Source organism: uncultured Methanobrevibacter sp. (assembly GCF_902771435.1).
GTDB lineage: Archaea > Methanobacteriota > Methanobacteria > Methanobacteriales > Methanobacteriaceae > Methanocatella.
In genome coordinates, this window is record NZ_CACXXB010000023.1 from 24,773 (window position 1) to 43,911 (window position 19,139).

The following is a 19,139-nucleotide window of genomic DNA, read 5'->3' on the forward strand; positions in this document are numbered from 1 at the left end:
TTTCTTTTTTTTAAATTTTATTTTTAAAATTCAACCGTTTACCACATTACTCAAATCTATATTAATGCCGATTTACTAATATAATAGTAAGTATCATGATTGAAAATAACATTTGTTTACTGATGTTAGTTACAAGGTAACTCACCACTATTTCTATCCAAAAGGTAGTGAAAAGATTTATTCATCCTTGAAAGAGATAGGCGCTGAGTTTAACAAAACAATTTTTTAAGGTGATAATATGTGTACTGCAAGTAATTATATAACTGAAAACCATTATTTTGGCCGTAACTTTGACTATGAGATTTCCTATCATGAAAGGGTTACAATAACACCAAGAAATTATGAGTTTAAATACAGAAAGATTGATGATATCAAAACCCATTATGCTATTATTGGAATAGCTGCAGGCATTGACGGATATCCGCTGTATTATGATGCATGCAATGAAAAAGGATTGGCTATGGCCGGACTTAACTTTCAAGGAAATGCGGTCTACAGGGAATATGAGGAAGGAATGATCAATATCACTCCATTTGAATTTATTCCATATATACTCGGAAGTGCATCTTCAGTATCTGAAGCCCGTAAATTGCTGGGTGAAATTAATCTGGTTAACATTAACTTTGCAGATGAACTGCCGTTATCTCCTCTTCACTGGATGCTGTCAGATAACAGCGGTGAAGCAATTGTTGTCGAACCTCTTGAAGACGGTTTAAGAATCTATGACAATCCAGTAGGAGTTTTAACAAACAATCCTCCATTTGATAAACAGCTGTTCACTTTAAATAATTACAGAAATTTATCCAATAAAAATCCTGAAAACACATTTGCTAACGGCATTGATTTGGATGAATATTCAAGAGGAATGGGAGGTATTGGGCTTCCGGGAGATTTGTCATCATCTTCAAGATTTGCAAAGGTGGCTTTCACACGCGCAAATTCATATTCCGGCAGTGATGAAGCAAGCAGTGTCAGTCAGTTTTTCCATATTTTGGGATCTGTTGAGCAGCAGAACGGCTGTACATTCATTGATGATCCTAATCTATTCGAATACACCATCTACACTTCCTGTTATAGCACTGAAAAGGGAATCCTATATTACAGAACATACAACAATTCTCAAATCACTGCAGTTAACTTAAATGGTGAGGATTTGGATTCTGAAATTTTAATCAATTATGATTTAATTAATGAAGAGCAGGTTAATTTCATTAATTAAACACTTTTTTTTTACTTTTTTTTCCTCTACAAAACATAGAATATTTATAATATAAGAATTATAAATAAAGGTAATCTATACATTTTAACAAATTCTAGTGTTTAATTTGTTAAATCGGAGGCAGCAGTTTGAAAAAAATTAAACTTGTAATGATATTTTCAATATTCTGTTTAATCATTGCAATGGCTCCAACCTTTGCAGTTGACAATGATACAGCTATTGGAGTTCACAATGATACTATAATCGGCAAAGACTATTATTTCGATGCAAACATTGAAAATGACACCGGAGACGGTTCAATCAATAATCCGTATAAGGAATTTGATACAAACAGGATTCCGGAAGGTTCAGTTGTTCATCTGGCTAATGGTGAATATACCCTTAAAGGCAGTAGTAGCTATGCCAATCTGTATATTCTAGGTGAAAATCCTACAAAAACTGTTATAAAATATTCCGATCTAGTCGGTTTAACTTCTAGAGGATCAATAACCTTAAAAGATGTGTCATTGGTAGATTTACGTGTAAATGTTAGTCCAAATGCTAATCTGACTGCTATAAATACAATATTTTTAAATTCCTCCGGTTCAAATAGTGTAATCTATTCATCTTCCGGTCCGTCTAATGTTGTTTTGGACAACTGTACATTTTCCCAAAATTCCGCACAGTATGGCGGAACCATTAAAATGAAATCCGGAAAGCTGAATATTAAAAATTCATTATTCATCAACAATCATGCTGATTATTATGGCGGTGCCATTGCCTGTGAGAATGTTGAGGTAACCATTTCAAATTCCAGATTCATCAGCAATCAGGCAATAAATGATGCAGGCGGAGCAATATATCTAAAAGATTCAAAACTGAATGGAAATAAGCTTGAATTTATTAACTGTTCTGCAATTTTCGGCGGTGCAATAACTTCCCTGTCATCTGATTTAAATTTAAATAATATTATAGCTAAAAATAACCTGGCGAAATATTACGGCGGTGCCGTTTATAAAATGTATACCAGCTTCGAATTACTGAATTCAAAATTTGAAAGTAACTCCGCTTTGAATGGTGGAGCATTATATGTCGACATGGTAGAGGATTTCAATATAAATTCAAATTATTTTGTAGATAACATAGCTTCTTCAACTGCTGGAGCAGTATTTTCCGTTTTAAGCGAATCATATTATGATATTGTTGATCAAAAGTTAAACAACACCTTTAAAAATAATAAAGCTCAATATTACAAGGATGTTTACCAAAACATCAATCCTAATTTAAATGTCGGTTCCAATGATTATGAGTTATTGCATTATAATCCGTCATATGTTGGTAATTTGCCTCAAAAGTATGATTTAAGGGATTACGGTTTTGTAACTTCTGTGAAAAATCAGGGTAGCGGTGGAAATTGCTGGTCTTTTTCAGCTTTGGCCGCTTTGGAATCAGCTATTTTAAAAGCCACAGGCACATCATATGACCTGTCTGAAGAAAACATGAAAAATATAGCTTCCAAATACTCTTCATATGGATGGGCAATGGATACCAATGTTGGAGGTTATGACAAGATGGCCATGGGTTATCTTACCGCCTGGCTGGGACCGGTAAATGAAAGTGTAGACGAATATAATCCGAATTCACTTTTATCTCCTTTATTGAATGCCAATAATCATATTCAAAACATCATATTTTTGACAAGAAACAGTTATACCGACAATAATGCTATTAAAAAGGCCATAATGGATTATGGTGCTGTTTCAACAAGTGTTTATTGGTCATCTAGCTATATTCACAATACTAAAAACTACTATTTCAATGGAAATTCAAGCGCAAATCATGCAGTGGTCATTGTCGGTTGGGATGACAATTATGCTGCATCAAATTTTAAAAACAAACCTGCAGGCAACGGTGCATGGATAATTAAAAATAGCTGGGGACTTTCAGGAGATAAGGGTTATTTCTACGTTTCATATTATGACGTTAAATTGGCACAGCCTGGAAAATACGTCTCCTATGCATTCGTTTTAAATGATACCATAAAATATGACAAGAATTACCAGTATGATATTCCGGGAAGAACCGATTACTTTTTCAATCATACAAATGTGGTTTGGTATAAAAACAAATTCACTGCAACCGGCAATGAATATCTGGCCGCAGTATCCACATACTTTGAAAAGGACACTAATTGGGACTTGTCTGTTTATGTAAACAATGCCTTAAAACTCACCCAATCTGGATTTGCAAATCCAAGTTACAAGACAATTGATTTGAATTCAGTGGTTCCTCTCAAAACTGGAGATATCTTTGAAATTGTATTTAAGATTAAAGTTAACGGGGACTGTGGAGTTCCGATTTCCGAAAGTGTTTCACTTAATAGTGAAATGTATAAGGAAGGTATTTCATTTGTTAGTTATGACGGTAAAAATTGGGTTGATTTCTATGATTTAAAATGGACTTATCCTGACCATACCTATAACTCCCAAGTTGCTTGTATTAAAGCGTTTACAGTTTTAAATAAAATCAACACAAATCTTGTTTTGGAAATTACAGATTCATTCAATCCTGTTGAGATTAATGCCAAAGTATTGACCCAATATGGAATCTTAGTCAAAACAGGTGTTGTCACTTTTAATGTGGAAGGCAGAAACATTAAGGTAAATTTAAATGATGGTGTTGCCAGATTCACTTATGCATTTTCATACACTGGCAATAATGCCGTAAAAGCTACTTTTAGTGGGGAAGGTTATTCCACTTCAACATCAAACACTATAGTTGATCCTATTGGTGTCAGTATAAAGGCTAATGATTTCACCAGTTACTTTGGAAGTTGTTATTATATGGCTAACTTGGTTGATGAAAATAATAAGCCTGTTTCTAATAAGGAAATTAAATTTAATGTAGACAATAAAGATTATGTTGTTAAGACTGATAAAAATGGATTAGCCAAAATCAAACTTAATCTGCCTGTTGGAAACTACAAAATAAGAATAGGTTTCAATGATTTGTCTCAAAATCAGAATATTGGTTTGGAAAAAAGCATTACGGTCAAATCTACTATAACCCTGCCGACAAACGAGGTATACACATTAAATTCATTATATTCTGTAAATTTAGTTGACAGTAACGGTCAACCGTTGGCAAATAAACAGGCAAATGTAACTGTTAATGGCAATGAAAGTACGCTTCCTACGGATGAAAACGGCAACATGGTTTATACTATTGATTTGAATCCGGGTTCCTATCAGATTACTGTTACAAATCCTCTCACAGGTGAGGTTAAAAATCAAACCATTGATGTTGTTGCAAGAATTGCTGAAAATAAATCTTTCACAATGTATTTCGGTAAAGGATTAAGCTATAAGGTAAGGGTGTTTGACGATAACGGAAATGTTGCGGCCGGTGTGGTTGTCAAATTTAAGATCAACGGCAAAAAATATTCAAGAACCACCAATTCTGACGGTTATGCCTCATTTAAAATTGACAATACCTTCGCTCCAAAAACATATACGATAACAGCCACTTACAAAGGATATAAAGTTTCAAATAAGATCACTGTCAAACCTACTTTAATTCTTAAGGATAAAACAGTCAAGAGATCTAAAACATTCACATACACTGTCAAATTGCTCAATAATAAGGGTAAAATCTTAAAAGGCAAATACGTCAAGGTAAAATTCAAAGGAAAAACATACAAGGCTAAAACCAGTTCAAAAGGAATAGCCGTCTTCAAAATAAAAGTCAATTCAAAAGTAGGTAAGTTCACAATAACAGCTACTTACGGAAGCGCTAAGATATCTAAAAAAATAACAGTAAAATAAGGTTGAAATGAACCTTATTTATTTGCCTTGATTAAGTTACGGGCTGCTTTAATGTCGGTATTGTAAATGTGGCCTGAGGTTGAGTGGTAGTGCACTCCGCCGAAATTTATTTTTTCGCCAACTATTTCCTTGTTGACTTCCTCTTTCATTTTCAAACCGAGATATGCTATGAAAAACATGTTTGAGTAGAATGCTCCGAAGATGTCATTGCTTCTAAAGATACAGTGGATTGTCAGTTCATTGTCACGGACAAGGCATTGCAGGAATTGAAGGCATGGTATGTCCTCTTCTTCAGCATCTTCAACCGGATTTATTGTTACTGCTACCGCACGGTTTGATCCTGTAGCATTCAAAATCCTTTTTTTCATTGTTTCAAATTGGTCAACATCAAAATGTGCAAAAATACGGTTAGGATAGGTGTAAACAAATCCTTGAGTGTTATCAATAATTTCAGGATCTTCCACGGACTGCACATATTGGTATAGTGCATCGCTTTTGATTGGACAGTTTTCAAGGTCGAATTTTCCTGACTTAATGTCTGAAAGCATCATGTCTGTGGTATAATTCTGATATTTTGCTCTGAATTTCAAATCAAGAGGGTCATCTATTATATAGAAGTTCCCTAAACTTTCAAGTAAATGATGATTTGAGTCCTTATAGGTTTCTTTTCCTTGTTTTAAGATTTTATCAACAAAATCTAGGTAACATTGAGTAATACTTAACATATAAAACATCCCTTTTAAATTAGTTATAGATATGTTGTAGATTATATATAATTTTTTAGAATTTTTTTGCGGTGCCTGTTTTTCAGTTAAAATTCAAATACTTTAGTGTTTCGATGTAGATGGCATGTCTTAATTCATCTGAGATTAATGATTGACTTGACTAAATTAATTTTAACTGTTAATATTTTAAGTGTTTTTACATTAGCTATAATTTTAATTAATCATACTTTTAATTATTTGCATGCTTAATGTTGTAGCGTTGATGTATCTATTTTTCATTGACCTTTCTTACAACTTTTGCAGGAATTCCGGCAACAATGGTGTTTGCCTCAACATCCTTTGTAACGACTGCACCTGCGGCAATAATGGCACCGTCTCCGATTGTAACTCCCGGAAGCACGGTGACATTTGTACCTAACCATGCACCATTTCCAATTTTAATCGGTGAAGGAAGCAGGTTGGCCCTTTTTTGGGGATCTTCGTTATGGTTGAGTGTAAGAAGGCATGCGTTATGTCCTATCAAAACGTTGTCTCCAATAAAAATTCCGCCCTGGTCCTGCATTGTGCAGTTTGAATTTATGAATACATTTTCACCAACATTGATGTTTTTTCCACAGTCAGTGTGGAACGGAGGAACCAGTCTTAAAGTTTCATTAACCGGCTGTGATGTAAGCTCTGCAAATATTTTTCTGATTTCATCTTCAGTATGATATTCACAGTTTAACTTGCTTTTGATTCTAATAGCTTCAAGAAGCAGTTTATCAAACATTTCCTGAACTTCAGAGGGACTTTCAACTTCCCTTCCACTATTTACATAATCTAAAAATTCTTTCAAATCCATATTCTGATATTTGTTTGAATTATCTTATAAAATTGATGTGGTCTGTAAAATTGGCATTGCTAAAAAAAGTAAATTGGGGATGGCGGCTAGTTGCAGGCAAATTCCACCATCATGTCAAACAGTTCTTTGGCCTTGTTGGTTGAATCCCATTCTGTAATGTCTTCAGGTATCTCATATACAAAGGTAGGATGACCTGACTGGGCTATTGGAATTGAAACCAGTTGGGCGGATGTTGATTTATATGTTTCGTTGCCTGTTCTCGGATAATAATTGAAATCACTGGTTTTCTGGATTTTTTCAGAAATTTCAACAGAATCATTGTCCATTGCAGGTGTGGCAACGTAAAATCCTTCACCATAACTTTCAATGTGGGAATGGCTGATTATAACACAGTCCGCATCTGAAGAGGCAACATCATCATTCACGTAATCCTGAACAAGATGTTCTCCATTGTAGCGTCCGTTTTCATAATCTTCCGGGTCTTTGGTTACTCTGACATCATAATGGATAATTTTAACGTCAGGATGGTCCCTTACATATTCTTTTGCAGCTTTGATTTCAGGATCAATTGACAGCGTTTCCCTCGGATGGATTCCGGTGATTAAAGCTATTGAGTTATTTGCGCTTGCATTGCCGTAAACATTTTTTACAACAGTTCCGGTGTCAGTATCCCCAAGCATAGTAGTGTTAATTGGAATCTGCACAGTCATCATCGGCCAAATATAGATTAATCCTGCAATAACTATTAAAATGACAACAATTATTGCGATTTTGTTATTCTTTTCCAAATTTTCACCTTTATATGATATTTATATTTAATATATAATATTTTTTTGTCAAAATTTATTAAATATTAAAGATATATTTATAATTACAAAAATACAGGTGATAAAAAATGGCAAAAAATGCAATAATTACTGGTGGATCCAGAGGATTAGGTAAAGCAATGACTTTGAAATTAGGCGAACTCGGATACAATGTAGCTATCAACTACAGAAGCGACTCATCTAAAAAATTAACCGAAGATTTAGTTGAAGAACTTAAATCAGAATATGGTGTGGAAGCTATTGCTGTACAGGCAGACGTAAGTAAATTTGAAGACTGTGAAAAATTGGTAAACGCAGCTGTAGAAGCATTCGGTGAAGAAATCGATGCACTTGTTAACAACGCAGGAATCACCAACAACTGTAACTTCATTGACTTGCAGCCTGAAGACTATGAAAGAGTAATCAACACAAACCTTGTAAGTATGATGCACATGTGCCACCTGGCCTTGCCTTACATGGTGGACCGCGATACTGCAATTGTATGCACTGCATCCGTCGGTGGTTTAACCGGTGTAATCAACCAGGCAGACTACTGTGCTGCAAAAACAGGTGTAATCGGATTATGCCGTGCACTTGCTTTAGAATTTGCTCCAAGAAAAGTAAGAGTTAACTCAATCGCTCCTGGAATGATCATGACTGACATGTTAAAAGGAGTAAATCAGGATGAATTGAATGCACTTGCCGGAACAATTCCACTCGGATACATCGGTGAGCCAAAAGAAATTGCAGGCGCTTTAGAATACATCTTAACTGCTGACTACCTGACAGGTCAGGTAATCTCACCTAACGGTGGATTTGTATTACAATAGGGTTAATCTTTTAACCTTATTTTTTTTACATTTTTTTTGATTGGGCATTTAGGGTGTTGTAGTAATATCCTTTTTTGGCCAAAAGCTCTTCATGATTTCCCTGCTCGATTATCTCTCCTTTTTCAATTACAATAATCTTATCCGCATTTTTAATGGTGGATAACCTGTGAGCAATAATAAAACTTGTTTTGTTTTCCATCAGCTTATCCATGGCCTTTTGAATAAGCTTTTCAGTTCTTGTATCAACGCTTGAGGTCGCTTCATCAAGAATCAATATCTCTTTTGTTGAAATGATGGTTCTAGCTATTGTCAGCAATTGCTTCTGTCCGTGTGAAATGTTGTCGGAATCCTCATTTAATTCGGTTTCATAACCTTCAGGAAGCTGCCTTATGAAATTGTCTGCATAAACCTGCCTTGATGCATCAATAACGTCGTTTTGTGAAGCATCAAGATTGCCGTAGCGGATATTGCTTTCGATGGTGTCTGAAAACAGCCAGGAATCCTGAAGCACCATTCCAACCAGTGACCTGAGGGAATGCTTGTCATATTCCTTGATGTCAACGCCGTCGATTTTAATTGATCCTGAATCGATATCATAGAATCTCATGAGCAGTTTGACGATTGTTGTTTTTCCGGCTCCTGTCTCACCTACAATAGCTACGGTTTCACCCTTTTTGACGCTGAATGAAAGATTTTTGATTATGAGCTCATCAGGTGTGTATCCGAAGCTCACATTCTCAAAGGTTATGTTGTCCTTGATTTCAGGAAGCTGTTTGTCTGATGGATTTGCCTCATCATCATATTCCAAAAATTCGAATATGCGCTCGCTTGCGGCCATTGCGGTTTGAATCTGGTTCATGACTCTTGTAATCTGCTGGATTGGTCTTGTGAAATTCTGCACATACTGGAAGAAAGCAAGTATGTCTCCAACGGTAATGGCCTTTTGAAGCACGAATATTGCTCCCAAAACGGCTATCAGAACATATGCAAAATTGGAAATGAAGTTCATCAGAGGACCGTTCAGGCTGGAGTAGAACTGTGATTTCCATTCTTGGTCAAACCACTTTTCATTGTCCTCTTCAAATTTCTCCATTGAAATGTCTTCCTGGTTGAATGCACGTATGATGTCATGGCCTGTGAATGTCTCTTCAATTTGAGCATTCAGTGAACCTTTATGAACCAGCTGCTTCAGGAAATAGCTTTGTGAGTATTTTGTAATTACTCTGATTACTAAAAATGCAATAGGAATCAGAACAATTGTTGCCAAGGTCATCCAAATGTTGATGGACAGCATCATTATGAATACTCCGACAAGAGTAATCACGGCAGTTGTCAGCTGTATGAATGACTGGGTGATACCGTTCTGCAGTGAGTCGATATCGTTTGTAATTCTGGAAAGTATGTCTCCCCTTTTGTTTTCTTCAACCTTGTCCATTGGAAGGCTTAAAATTTTATCCATCAGTCTTTTTCTCAAATCATAACTGATTTTTGCAGCTATTTTTATCAGTAAATAGCTTTGAACATATGAAAACAGGGAACTGACTAGGTATAGAATAACTACTATTATTAGAATATTATACAGGCTTGCAAAATCAATCGAACCGGTATGGTGTATGAGATTGTTGATTCCGTCATAGATTATTGTTGTTGCCTGACCAATCATCAATGGGGCAATGATTGTAAATGCCGTTGAAAGGACTGCACAGATTACGGTTATGACTAATCCGTATTTATGGTCCTTCAGGAGGGACAGGATATTTCTGATTGCCCTTCTGTTGTCGACAGGCTTTTCTGGAGGTTTTCGCCTTATTGGTCTCGGACTCATAACATCGCCTCCATGCTGTCGATTTGGGTGTTTGCTATTTCCCTGTAGATTTCACAGTTTTCAACCAGACTTTCATGTGTTCCCCTATCAACAATCTCTCCATTGTCGATTACGAGGATTTCATCAGCGTCCATGATTGTTGAAATTCTCTGTGAGACAATAAGGACTGATGAGGTTCTCAGGCTTTTCAGATTATCTTTAATTTTGCGCTCGGTGTTCATGTCAAGAGCTGAAAAGCAGTCATCAAACAGATAGAAATCATGATGTCCTATGATTGACCTGGCTATTGAAAGACGCTGCTTTTGACCGCCTGAAAAGTTTGAGCCTCCCTGGGTTACCTCTTCGGCAAGGTTTTCAACGAAATCTACCTGAGCCATATTCAAAGCATTATTGATTTCATCTTCTGTGGCATCATTTTTTCCTGTTTTCAGGTTTGATTCGACTGTTCCCTGAAACAGTATTGCCTTTTGGGGTGTGAAGCTTATTTTATCCCTCAATGTCTTTAAGTTGAAGTTTTTAATGTTTACATCATCAATTAGGATTTCACCGGAGGTCGGGTCCTGAAGCCTTGGAATAAGATTGAGGATTGTTGTTTTCCCGCTTCCGGTTCCGCCAATGATGGCAGTGGTTTTACCTGGCTTCAGGCTGAAATTGATGTTTTTTAGAGTTTCCTTTTCACTGCCTGGATACTGGTAGCAGACGTTTTTGAACTTGATTGTTGAATTTGGACTGATTTCGGTCAATTCGCCGTCTGTTATTGTAATTTCTGTTGTTAGGACTTCATTTATACGGCGTCCTGAAACAAGAATTCTTGGAAGTATTATGAAGAATGCCCCGATCATCAAAAATGATGTGACAATCTGGGTTGCATACTGGATAAATGCAATGATGTCTCCGGTTAGGATTGAGCCGTTCAGTGCGTCATAGGCTCCGAAGTATAGGATTACAACAACCATCACATTCATAATCAGTGTCATTAGCGGAAGCATTATGAGAATTATTTTAAATACATAAAGGTTAACGTCATAAAGGTTCTTATTGGACTTATTGAACTTGTCCCGTTCATAATCCTGTCTTACAAATGCTTTAATGACCGGTATTCCGATGAGTATTTCCCTTGAAATCTTATTGATCTTGTCGATGATTTCCTGAGTGATCTTAAAGTATGGAAGGACTTTAAACATGACAATCACCATAAGAATGATGACCGCCACGAATGTGACTGCAATAATCCATGACAGGTCGGTTCCAAGCTCAAAGGCTTTTATGATACTTCCAATACCCAGCATTGGCGCAAACAGGAGTGTTGTAAAAATCATTCCAAGAACGCTCTGAAGCTGATTGATGTCATTGGTTGACCTGGTAATCAGGGATGACCTTGAAATTTTGTTCAGTTCATGGTTTGAGAACTTAAGCACCTTCGCATAAACGATTTTTCTCAGGTCTTTTGCATAACCGGATGATACTCTGCTTGAAAAATAAGAAACGCCTACAGTTGCAAAGGCGGAAATCGCCACCATCAAAAGCATCATCTCTCCAACGGATATGATAAAGTTAAAATCAGTATTCTGGATACCTATATTCACAATATCTGCAGTGTATTGGGGCAATGTCAAGTCACAGTAAACCTGCACGGCCAAAAAAAGGAATATTGCAAAGATATATCCAATCTTATTTTTCAGTGGTGCGATTAATTTTATCATTGGTTAATGTTTGTGTTTTTGAATTATTAAAAGTTACATATTCTGTGGTGTTGTTGATGTTTTGTTCAAATGTCCGAGGGAATCGGACATCTGAAAATTTTTCCGGATTACTTGAATTTCTTCCACAAATCGGTTTGCAGAACACTGTTTTCGCCGACTTTTTCAAGTTTTAAAAAGAGTTCCCAAGGCATTGAGACGACCAGATAGTCATTTGGAATGAAGTGTTTCATTTTGGAACGTCCTGCAAAGTCAATTGGGCTTAAAACAGGTTTGGGATCATCACTTTCGCTTTCCCTGAATGTGAAGTTTCCAATTGCCTGACATGCTGATGCCTGTGGGGTTAGCAGTGATGCGCTGTTGTCCCTGAATGATGAATTTATCTGTATCAATGCGGTCAGTTCAATAGGATTGACTGTAAAAATGACTGATTTTGGAATTTCACCATCTTCAAGGTTTTCAAGACCCTTAAAAATCACATATTCTCCCTCATCATATACAGGCCTTGATTTGATTCCTGCCTTTGCAGTATCAAAATCACAGTATATTCGCTCACCGTGCCTGAACATTTCACGGGTTGGCTTTGCCATGCTTTCAAGTCTCTTTTCATATTCCTCTCTATTTGGGGCTGAATCAACGCCCAGTGACAGGAATGTTGCCTGGAAATCAATTGCATCCTCATTAGCCATGCCTGATCCCCATCCGAAACCTACGGAGATTCCGCCACAGGTAATGTGTTCACGGCCAAAATATGTTGTTTTTCTTTTGGCTATTGTCTGTGCAACAAAACTCATTACACATCCACCCTTTTCTGTTTTTGGACCGATTGCATCTTCTGGTTTGGTGTCTGTCTTTAATAAAACGATTGGTGGAAATTTCATGTCCAATTCTTTTGCGATTAAACTTTGCATAGTAACTACCTCAATATGATTTTTAAAGATGAAGATATATAAATATTAATTAATTAGGAGAGATTATTATGGATATCTATTCTTATTTTACTGACGGTGCAGCCACAATGGTCAATAAAAACGGCAAATATCTAAGAAAAGAAGGTGGATGGGCATTCATCATGTGTCTCAATGGTGAAAGACATTCCGTTCAAAGTGGAGGCTGTGCAAAAACAACCAATAATGAAATGGAACTGTATGCAATATACGCTTCCATGAGGGATTTTCTTGACAACTGCAAAGATGGGGACAAAATAGAAATATATACTGACAGCGGATACTGCATCGGAATATTCACCCAGTGGGCCAAAGGCTGGGAAAGGAGAGGATGGAGAAAATCAGACGGAAAACCTATTGAAAACCTCACACTGATTAAGGCAATCTGGAAATTGATGGGGGATATTGAAGATAAAGGATGTGAATTGCTGTTCGTTAAGGTTAAAGGCCATTCCAATAATGCACTGAACAATGAAGCCGATGAATTGGCGGTTGAAGCAAAAGTTGATGCCAAAAAGACTGGCAGGATAATCGGTTATGACAACAAACCGGACCCTCTCCTTGGAACTAAATGATTTTCAATGAATGTTTGAGGGTAATTTGTCAAAATAATATTGATGTTATGGCTGATAGTGGGCTGTTTATCGATATTTTCCATATTTGCCTTTTCAATAACAGTAATATTTTAATATGGTTGATTAATATATATTAAAGTGTATTTGAATATGTTTAGCAAAATGTATTTTTTGCATGTTTATTCAGAAGATACGAGAACTGTTAAATGAATGTTTGATGGGATATTTTTAAAATTTTAGGAGGGATTTTATTTCCGACGATAAGTCGAAGCACATGCATGATCAAAAAATTACTGAAGAGCACATGCATGAGCAACAGATACATAAACTACATATGCACAGACAGCGCAGGTTTAAACGTTACAGACTTAGGAGACGAGCGGATAGGGCAATTAAAAGGAAACCTCCATGGAGAGAATATAACTTAAATTTTGTTGTATTGATTTTGGTTATTATCTCAATGTCCATTGGGGTTATAGAGATTAAAATAACAGACACCATCAGCTTTTTATTGCTGCCTTTAATTTATTCTTTGGTTATGGGTTTGATTCTTTATTTGGCAAAGCCTTTCAAATACATAGATGATGAGCAGGCTAAAGTGGCTGAGGGGGTCATGGTTTTACTCATAGGGGTTTTAATTTCCAAATTAGCTATTTCAAGCGGTCAGTCTATTGGAATTATTTTTCAGGTAGGTCCGGCTTTAATTTTACAGCTTTTAGGTGATTTAGGTACTCTTATAGCATTGCCTGTCGCTTTGCTTTTAGGTTTTAGAAGAGAAGTTATTGGTATGACAAGTTCCATTTGTCGTGAACCGAACTTAGGTATTATTATTGATAAATATGGTTTTAAATCTCCCGAAGCACGTGGGGTTTTAGCTATTTTTGTTATAGGATCTATTATTGGTACTCCTTTTATAAGCTTTTTATCAAGTATGTGTGTTTCACTCATACCATATCATCCGTATGCCTTTGCAATGGCATCAGGTATAGGAAGCGCAAGTATGAATGCCGCAGCATTGGTTCCGTTGGTGCACATGCATCCGGCCATGGCTACACAATTGGAGGCTTTTGCAGGATGCAGTAATATTCTTTCATTCTGTTTAGGTATTTACATGTGTATGTTTGTTTCCTTGCCGATTGCAGAAAAATTGTATGCATGGTTATCTCCAAAAATAGGTAGAGGAGATGCAAACATTGAAGATGATGGCTATGTTCCTGATGATATGGATGAGAATGATGAAGAGGATTCTGATGGATTAAGTTTTGGAAAGCTTAAAAGATGGGCAGCATTGCTTTTAGCATTTTCAATCATTGTAGCGGTTGGAAATGTCATAGGTTATCATACTTCATTTGTTGATTCTTTTATTGGAATGCTTATCATTTCAGTCATTACACTTATAGGAATGGCTCTTGAAAGGGTTTGTCCGGGCAATATTCAATCAATTATCTTTATCAGTATAATTGGTTTGCTTGTGTCTATTCCAGGGGTTCCAACTGCCGATTTTGTGGCACGTTACGTTTCTCAGGTAGAGTTAACCACAATCTGTACTGCATTTCTTGGTTATGTTGGTATTGCAATCGGTAAAGATTGGGAAGAGTTTAAAAGAATCGGATGGAAAGGAATTATTGTTGCTTTAATTGTAATTACCGGAACTTACCTCGGTTCAGCATCAATTGCAAATATAACCCTGTTTTTAACAGGTATGATTTAGGAAATCTTTTTTCCTTTTTCTTTTTTTTATTTTCAAACATTTACAAAATCTGTTTTAGAAAATTTCAGTTTCCAGCAGATGAAATTAGACTAAATATATTATGTCTAATTAATTTCAGTTAAAATTTTTAAAAAATAGAAAATAAATGATTATTAAAATCATTTTTTAATTTAAAGTAGATAAATTATAATTTAAAGAATTCAGACCATTTTACTTTACGTCTGGTTTCTTCAATTGCCACATCGTATGTTTCAGGTTTAGAGTCAGCCTTTTCCATTATTTCTGCTTTAATGTTTACATCGAAGTCGCTGTTTTCTATTTTTTCCAGTATGTCATCGTCAGGGTGATTTTCTTCAACTTGTGTTTTAATTTCATTTTGGACTTTAAAAAGAAGATCGATTGCTTGGCCAACACTAAGTCCATTAGATTTTAAAATTTCAACTTTTTCCATTTGTTCATCTGTTAATTCAATTTCCATTTTTGCCATGTTTATTCCACCAATATTTGCATTAAATATTTTGCATATATCTTTTTTCCATTGAAAAACTATCGTTCAATTTACTTGATATTAAATTAGTTTTATACCATATATCCTAGATTTAATACATTTATACACAGTTTTATGTATATTTTAATAAATATAATTTTTGATTAGCTCATAATGATTTACATCCCCTTAAAGGGAGTTCATTTGATTCTTTCTTCGGTTTCAAACCAGTCTTGGGATTTGGCAGGCATCCGTGTGAATATCCATGATACGATTATCAATATTAAAGCCAGCACAGTTACAATCATCGCGGATTCTGTGGTTTTTATTTTAAGTAGCTCATGCATTCCTCCAAACCAGATTATAACTAACAGAATTGGAATGATATATTTGACATGTAACAGCCACCATTTTCCAAGTTTGAATGTTTTGCTTCTGCTGTTCATAAAATCAATTAATTTTTCAGCTTTGAATACCCAAGCAAATAGGATACATTCTACAAATACTGAAACTATAATGAAAATGTTATTTATGAAAATATCTGCGATTTCAAGTATGTATCCTCCGGCTGAAGTTGCATAGACCATTGAAGCCAGAGCTCCAATCAAACATAATATTGTAGTGACCTTGCGTCTTGATAGGGCGAATTTGTTTTGTACGGCAATTGAAAGCACTTCAAATGTGGACAGCATGCTGGTAATTCCCGCAACATATACTGTGAAGAAAAACAATGGGCCTAAAATTAAACCGAGTGTTCCCAGAATATTGAATACTTGCGGATATGCTACAAAAATCAGGGTTGTTCCCTGTGAAATGATTTCGGAAACTGGAGTTCCTGACTGAAGGGACATGTATCCAAGTATTGAAAAAACGCCCAATGCTGTGAAGTTTTCAAAAGCGCAGTTAGCTATGATTACATATAATCCTGATGAAATAAGGTCTATGTTGTCTTCGGTATAGCTTGCATAGGTAAATCCTGCACCCATTCCCAGACTCAGTGAAAAGAAGACCTGTCCGAATGCAGCCATCCATATGTCGAAATGCCCTAAAAGTGACCAATCAGGATGGAATAACTCCGCAAGGCCGATATTAGCTCCTGGTAATGTCAGTGAAGCTACGACGATAATGAACATAACAACAAATAATAATGGTACAAATATTTTACAGACTCTTCCCAAACCTTCATCAAGGTTTCTATGGGATATGAACCAGATGAAAAACCATCCGAGAAGTATGAAAATGGCAACAAATGGAATGAAATTAAAAACACCGCTCAATGAATTGGTGGACTGCAGCAGATTAACATTTAAAAAGGTATTTGGATCCGCTCCCCATCCCTTAAAAAAGCTCAAGAACAGATAGATTCCGTCCCATCCTATGATTGTTGAATAATAGATTGTCAGTATAAATATGCTGACAGGCAACATCCATCCGTATAGTTCGAATTTAGGTTTGAGCTTGACAATTGCTTTTGTAAACGATGACTGGTAATTATATCCCACTCCATACTCTAAAATCAAAAATGGAATTGCCAACGTTATGATTGCAACCAGATATGGAATGTAAAATGCCCCACCACCATTTGAATAGAGCACATACGGGTATCTCCATATATTTCCAAGTCCGACAGCTGATCCTATCATTGCAAGAATAAATGCAAGGTTACTTCCCCATTTGTTTTCATTTGCCATAATTATCTCTCTAATAATCTTGATTATTATTTATATGCTTGAAAGTATATATTCATTATTGATTAATATAACAGGTGAAATATAATGCGTACAGTAATTATAGGTGCGGGCGCTGCGGGACTTACCCTTGCATCCAACTTAAGAAACAATGATGAAGAAAGTGAAATAATTATTTTTACAAAAGGAAAAGACATCGCATATTCTCCATGTGCCATCCCATTGGTTTTAGGCGGATGCATAGAGTCATTTGATGATATAATAATGCATGATGCAGATTATTACCGTGATAGGGATATACAGGTTCATTTATCCACCACTGTAACCGGTGTGGATTCCGCCAACAAGGAAATTACATTTGAAAAGGACTCAGACTCACAAACAATGACTTATGATAAACTGGTCATCGCCGCAGGCTCTGATCTTATTGCTCCTGAGTTTGACATTGACGATATGGATAATATTTACTCATTGGCCAACATCGATGACGGAAGGGTTATCCAGGAGTCTATTGAAGGCAAAAAGGACATTGTATTCATTTCTAATTTTTCCATAGGTATTGAAAGCGCCTATGAATTGGCAAGGAAAGGTTATAACGTAACATTTCTGGAACAGTCATTTGGCATTCTGCCGTTATTTTTGGATGGGGAAATCGCAGGCAAGCTTGTGGAATTAAATGAAGGAGTCAATTTCGAAACAAATGCAAATGTAGAGGGCATAAAAACCAACGGCTCCAGAAAGGAAATCCGCTACAATGACAAAACAATATCTGCCGACATTGTCATACTGCCGAGCAGTAAAGTGCCGTCAACATCTTTAGCTGGTGAGGCCGGATGTGAAATCGGAGATTTTGGAGCAGTCAAGATAAACGAATACCTCCAAACAACCGTCGAGGACATTTATGCCATCGGGGACTGTGTGGAAGTGAAAAGCCATGTAACCGGCACACCAACACTTTCACCCGCAGGAACAACTGCCGTTCGCCAGGCTATGGTTCTTGCAAATAACCTCTCAGGCAATAAGATGACTTTTGATCCGGTTGTCAATACTGTAGTCTCCAAAGTGGGAAATTACAATTATGCATGTTCAGGAATAACAGAATCCTTTGCAAACATGATAGGAATGCCTGTTGTGTCCGAATGCATTGAAACCTGCCAAAAGGCAAGATACTACCCTCAAAACAATAGATTATACATCAAGATGATTTGTAAATTGGACGGAACCATTGTGGGCTGTCAAATGCTGTCCAACGGAGACCTTTCATCAAGAATAGATGCCCTGTCATTCATAATCACCGGAAACATGAAATGTGAAGAGCTTATTCAAAAGGAATTTTCCTATACTCCGTCATTGGCAATGGTTGTAAATCCTATTGTTCAGGTTGCATTGGAGCTTATGAAAAAATTAGATGAATGATTTCAGATTTAAGAGATTCGATGAAAATAGGTTGGAAGGAAAATCCAAACCTTATTTCAAAAATTTCAATTTGCCATAGGGTCAAATCCGAACACTTTCTTGGCAAGCCAGAATCCGATCGGATAGACGATGATGTTGATTAAAAGGTATGCGGTCACCCATCTTAAAGGCCACATTGTGAATAGCAAATCCACAGGCAGTCCCATTGGCAAACCGAATATTGCCGCCATGATGAAACTCATCATCAGGCTTATGAAAAATGCTGCAGGATTCCAAAGACCCATTCCGTCCCTGTCGGGATTGAAGTGAAATACCTTTTCCGCCAATCCGAATCCTATCGGATAGATAATGATGTTGATTAAAAGGTATGCGGTCACCCATCTCAATGGCCACATATACAGGCACAGGTCCGGTTCAAGTCCCTGAAGGCCCATAACTGACGGAACAAACATCCCGAATATTATTGCCATTACCATACTCATTATCAGGCTTATGAAGAATGCTGCAGGGTTCCAAAGTTTCATTTCAAACCTCCTTTTTTGTCTTTTTTAAATTAATGAATTCGA

General features: G+C 36.4%; 15 protein-coding genes and 1 pseudogene. 7 read left to right on the forward strand and 9 right to left on the reverse strand.

The window, feature by feature from the left end; all coding sequences use genetic code 11:
- Positions 1 to 95: 95 nt before the first annotated feature.
- From QZU83_RS07395 to QZU83_RS07405, 3 genes and pseudogenes are all read left to right on the forward strand, one after another.
- Positions 96 to 226: pseudogene (locus QZU83_RS07395) on the forward strand (nicotinamide phosphoribosyltransferase domain-containing protein); the annotation flags it as partial.
- 12 nt (positions 227 to 238) lie between these two features.
- On the forward strand, positions 239 to 1,219 hold the full coding sequence (bsh, locus tag QZU83_RS07400) for a choloylglycine hydrolase (protein WP_295610906.1): 981 nt from the start codon (positions 239 to 241) through the stop codon (positions 1,217 to 1,219).
- A 128-nt stretch (positions 1,220 to 1,347) separates the two neighbouring features.
- A complete protein-coding gene (locus QZU83_RS07405) occupies positions 1,348 to 5,022 on the forward strand; it encodes a C1 family peptidase (RefSeq protein WP_295610908.1) in 3,675 nt (1,224 codons plus the stop codon).
- A 14-nt stretch (positions 5,023 to 5,036) separates the two neighbouring features.
- On the opposite strand, the gene QZU83_RS07410 is transcribed toward QZU83_RS07405, so the two are convergent.
- The 3 genes from QZU83_RS07410 to QZU83_RS07420 all read right to left on the reverse strand — a co-directional run bounded on the left by QZU83_RS07410 (position 5,037) and on the right by QZU83_RS07420 (position 7,376).
- A complete protein-coding gene (locus QZU83_RS07410) occupies positions 5,037 to 5,747 on the reverse strand; it encodes a thymidylate synthase (RefSeq protein WP_295610909.1) in 711 nt (236 codons plus the stop codon).
- Between the two features lie 268 nt (positions 5,748 to 6,015).
- On the reverse strand, positions 6,016 to 6,588 hold the full coding sequence (locus QZU83_RS07415) for a sugar O-acetyltransferase (protein WP_295610911.1): 573 nt from the start codon (positions 6,586 to 6,588) through the stop codon (positions 6,016 to 6,018).
- Positions 6,589 to 6,674: 86 nt separating this feature from the next.
- A complete protein-coding gene (locus QZU83_RS07420) occupies positions 6,675 to 7,376 on the reverse strand; it encodes a hypothetical protein (RefSeq protein WP_295610912.1) in 702 nt (233 codons plus the stop codon).
- A gap of 107 nt (positions 7,377 to 7,483) precedes the next feature.
- Here QZU83_RS07420 and QZU83_RS07425 point away from each other — a divergent pair, with 107 nt between their 5' ends.
- Positions 7,484 to 8,224, forward strand: a complete 741-nt coding sequence (locus QZU83_RS07425; protein ID WP_295610914.1) for a 3-oxoacyl-ACP reductase family protein — start codon at positions 7,484 to 7,486, stop codon at positions 8,222 to 8,224.
- Positions 8,225 to 8,249: 25 nt separating this feature from the next.
- Here QZU83_RS07425 and QZU83_RS07430 read toward each other — a convergent pair whose 3' ends face one another.
- From QZU83_RS07430 to QZU83_RS07440, 3 genes are all read right to left on the reverse strand, one after another.
- Complete coding sequence (locus QZU83_RS07430; protein WP_295610915.1) at positions 8,250 to 10,049, reverse strand: ABC transporter ATP-binding protein; 1,800 nt, start codon at positions 10,047 to 10,049, stop codon at positions 8,250 to 8,252.
- A complete protein-coding gene (locus QZU83_RS07435) occupies positions 10,046 to 11,752 on the reverse strand; it encodes an ABC transporter ATP-binding protein (protein ID WP_295610917.1) in 1,707 nt (568 codons plus the stop codon). Before QZU83_RS07435 ends, QZU83_RS07430 begins: the two co-directional genes overlap by 4 nt.
- A gap of 107 nt (positions 11,753 to 11,859) precedes the next feature.
- A complete protein-coding gene (locus QZU83_RS07440; protein ID WP_295610919.1) occupies positions 11,860 to 12,660 on the reverse strand; it encodes a DUF169 domain-containing protein in 801 nt (266 codons plus the stop codon).
- Between the two features lie 68 nt (positions 12,661 to 12,728).
- Between QZU83_RS07440 and QZU83_RS07445 the strand changes: the two genes are divergently transcribed.
- Positions 12,729 to 13,271: a ribonuclease H gene (locus QZU83_RS07445; RefSeq protein WP_295610920.1), complete on the forward strand. Its 543-nt coding sequence runs from the start codon at positions 12,729 to 12,731 to the stop codon at positions 13,269 to 13,271.
- Positions 13,272 to 13,545: 274 nt separating this feature from the next.
- Positions 13,546 to 14,982, forward strand: a complete 1,437-nt coding sequence (locus QZU83_RS07450) for a DUF3100 domain-containing protein (protein WP_295610922.1) — start codon at positions 13,546 to 13,548, stop codon at positions 14,980 to 14,982.
- A gap of 184 nt (positions 14,983 to 15,166) precedes the next feature.
- Here QZU83_RS07450 and QZU83_RS07455 read toward each other — a convergent pair whose 3' ends face one another.
- Both QZU83_RS07455 and QZU83_RS07460 read right to left on the reverse strand, forming a co-directional pair.
- The gene (locus QZU83_RS07455; RefSeq protein ID WP_295610923.1) at positions 15,167 to 15,469 is read right to left on the reverse strand and encodes a hypothetical protein; all 303 of its coding nucleotides are present in this window, start codon (positions 15,467 to 15,469) and stop codon (positions 15,167 to 15,169) included.
- A gap of 200 nt (positions 15,470 to 15,669) precedes the next feature.
- Entirely contained in the window at positions 15,670 to 17,160 is a 1,491-nt protein-coding gene (locus tag QZU83_RS07460; RefSeq protein ID WP_295610925.1) for a sodium-dependent transporter, read from the reverse strand.
- Between the two features lie 84 nt (positions 17,161 to 17,244).
- Between QZU83_RS07460 and QZU83_RS07465 the strand changes: the two genes are divergently transcribed.
- Positions 17,245 to 18,573, forward strand: a complete 1,329-nt coding sequence (locus QZU83_RS07465) for an FAD/NAD(P)-binding oxidoreductase (RefSeq protein WP_295610927.1) — start codon at positions 17,245 to 17,247, stop codon at positions 18,571 to 18,573.
- Positions 18,574 to 18,638: 65 nt separating this feature from the next.
- Here QZU83_RS07465 and QZU83_RS07470 read toward each other — a convergent pair whose 3' ends face one another.
- On the reverse strand, positions 18,639 to 19,097 hold the full coding sequence (locus QZU83_RS07470) for a hypothetical protein (protein WP_295610928.1): 459 nt from the start codon (positions 19,095 to 19,097) through the stop codon (positions 18,639 to 18,641).
- Positions 19,098 to 19,139 lie beyond the last annotated feature (42 nt).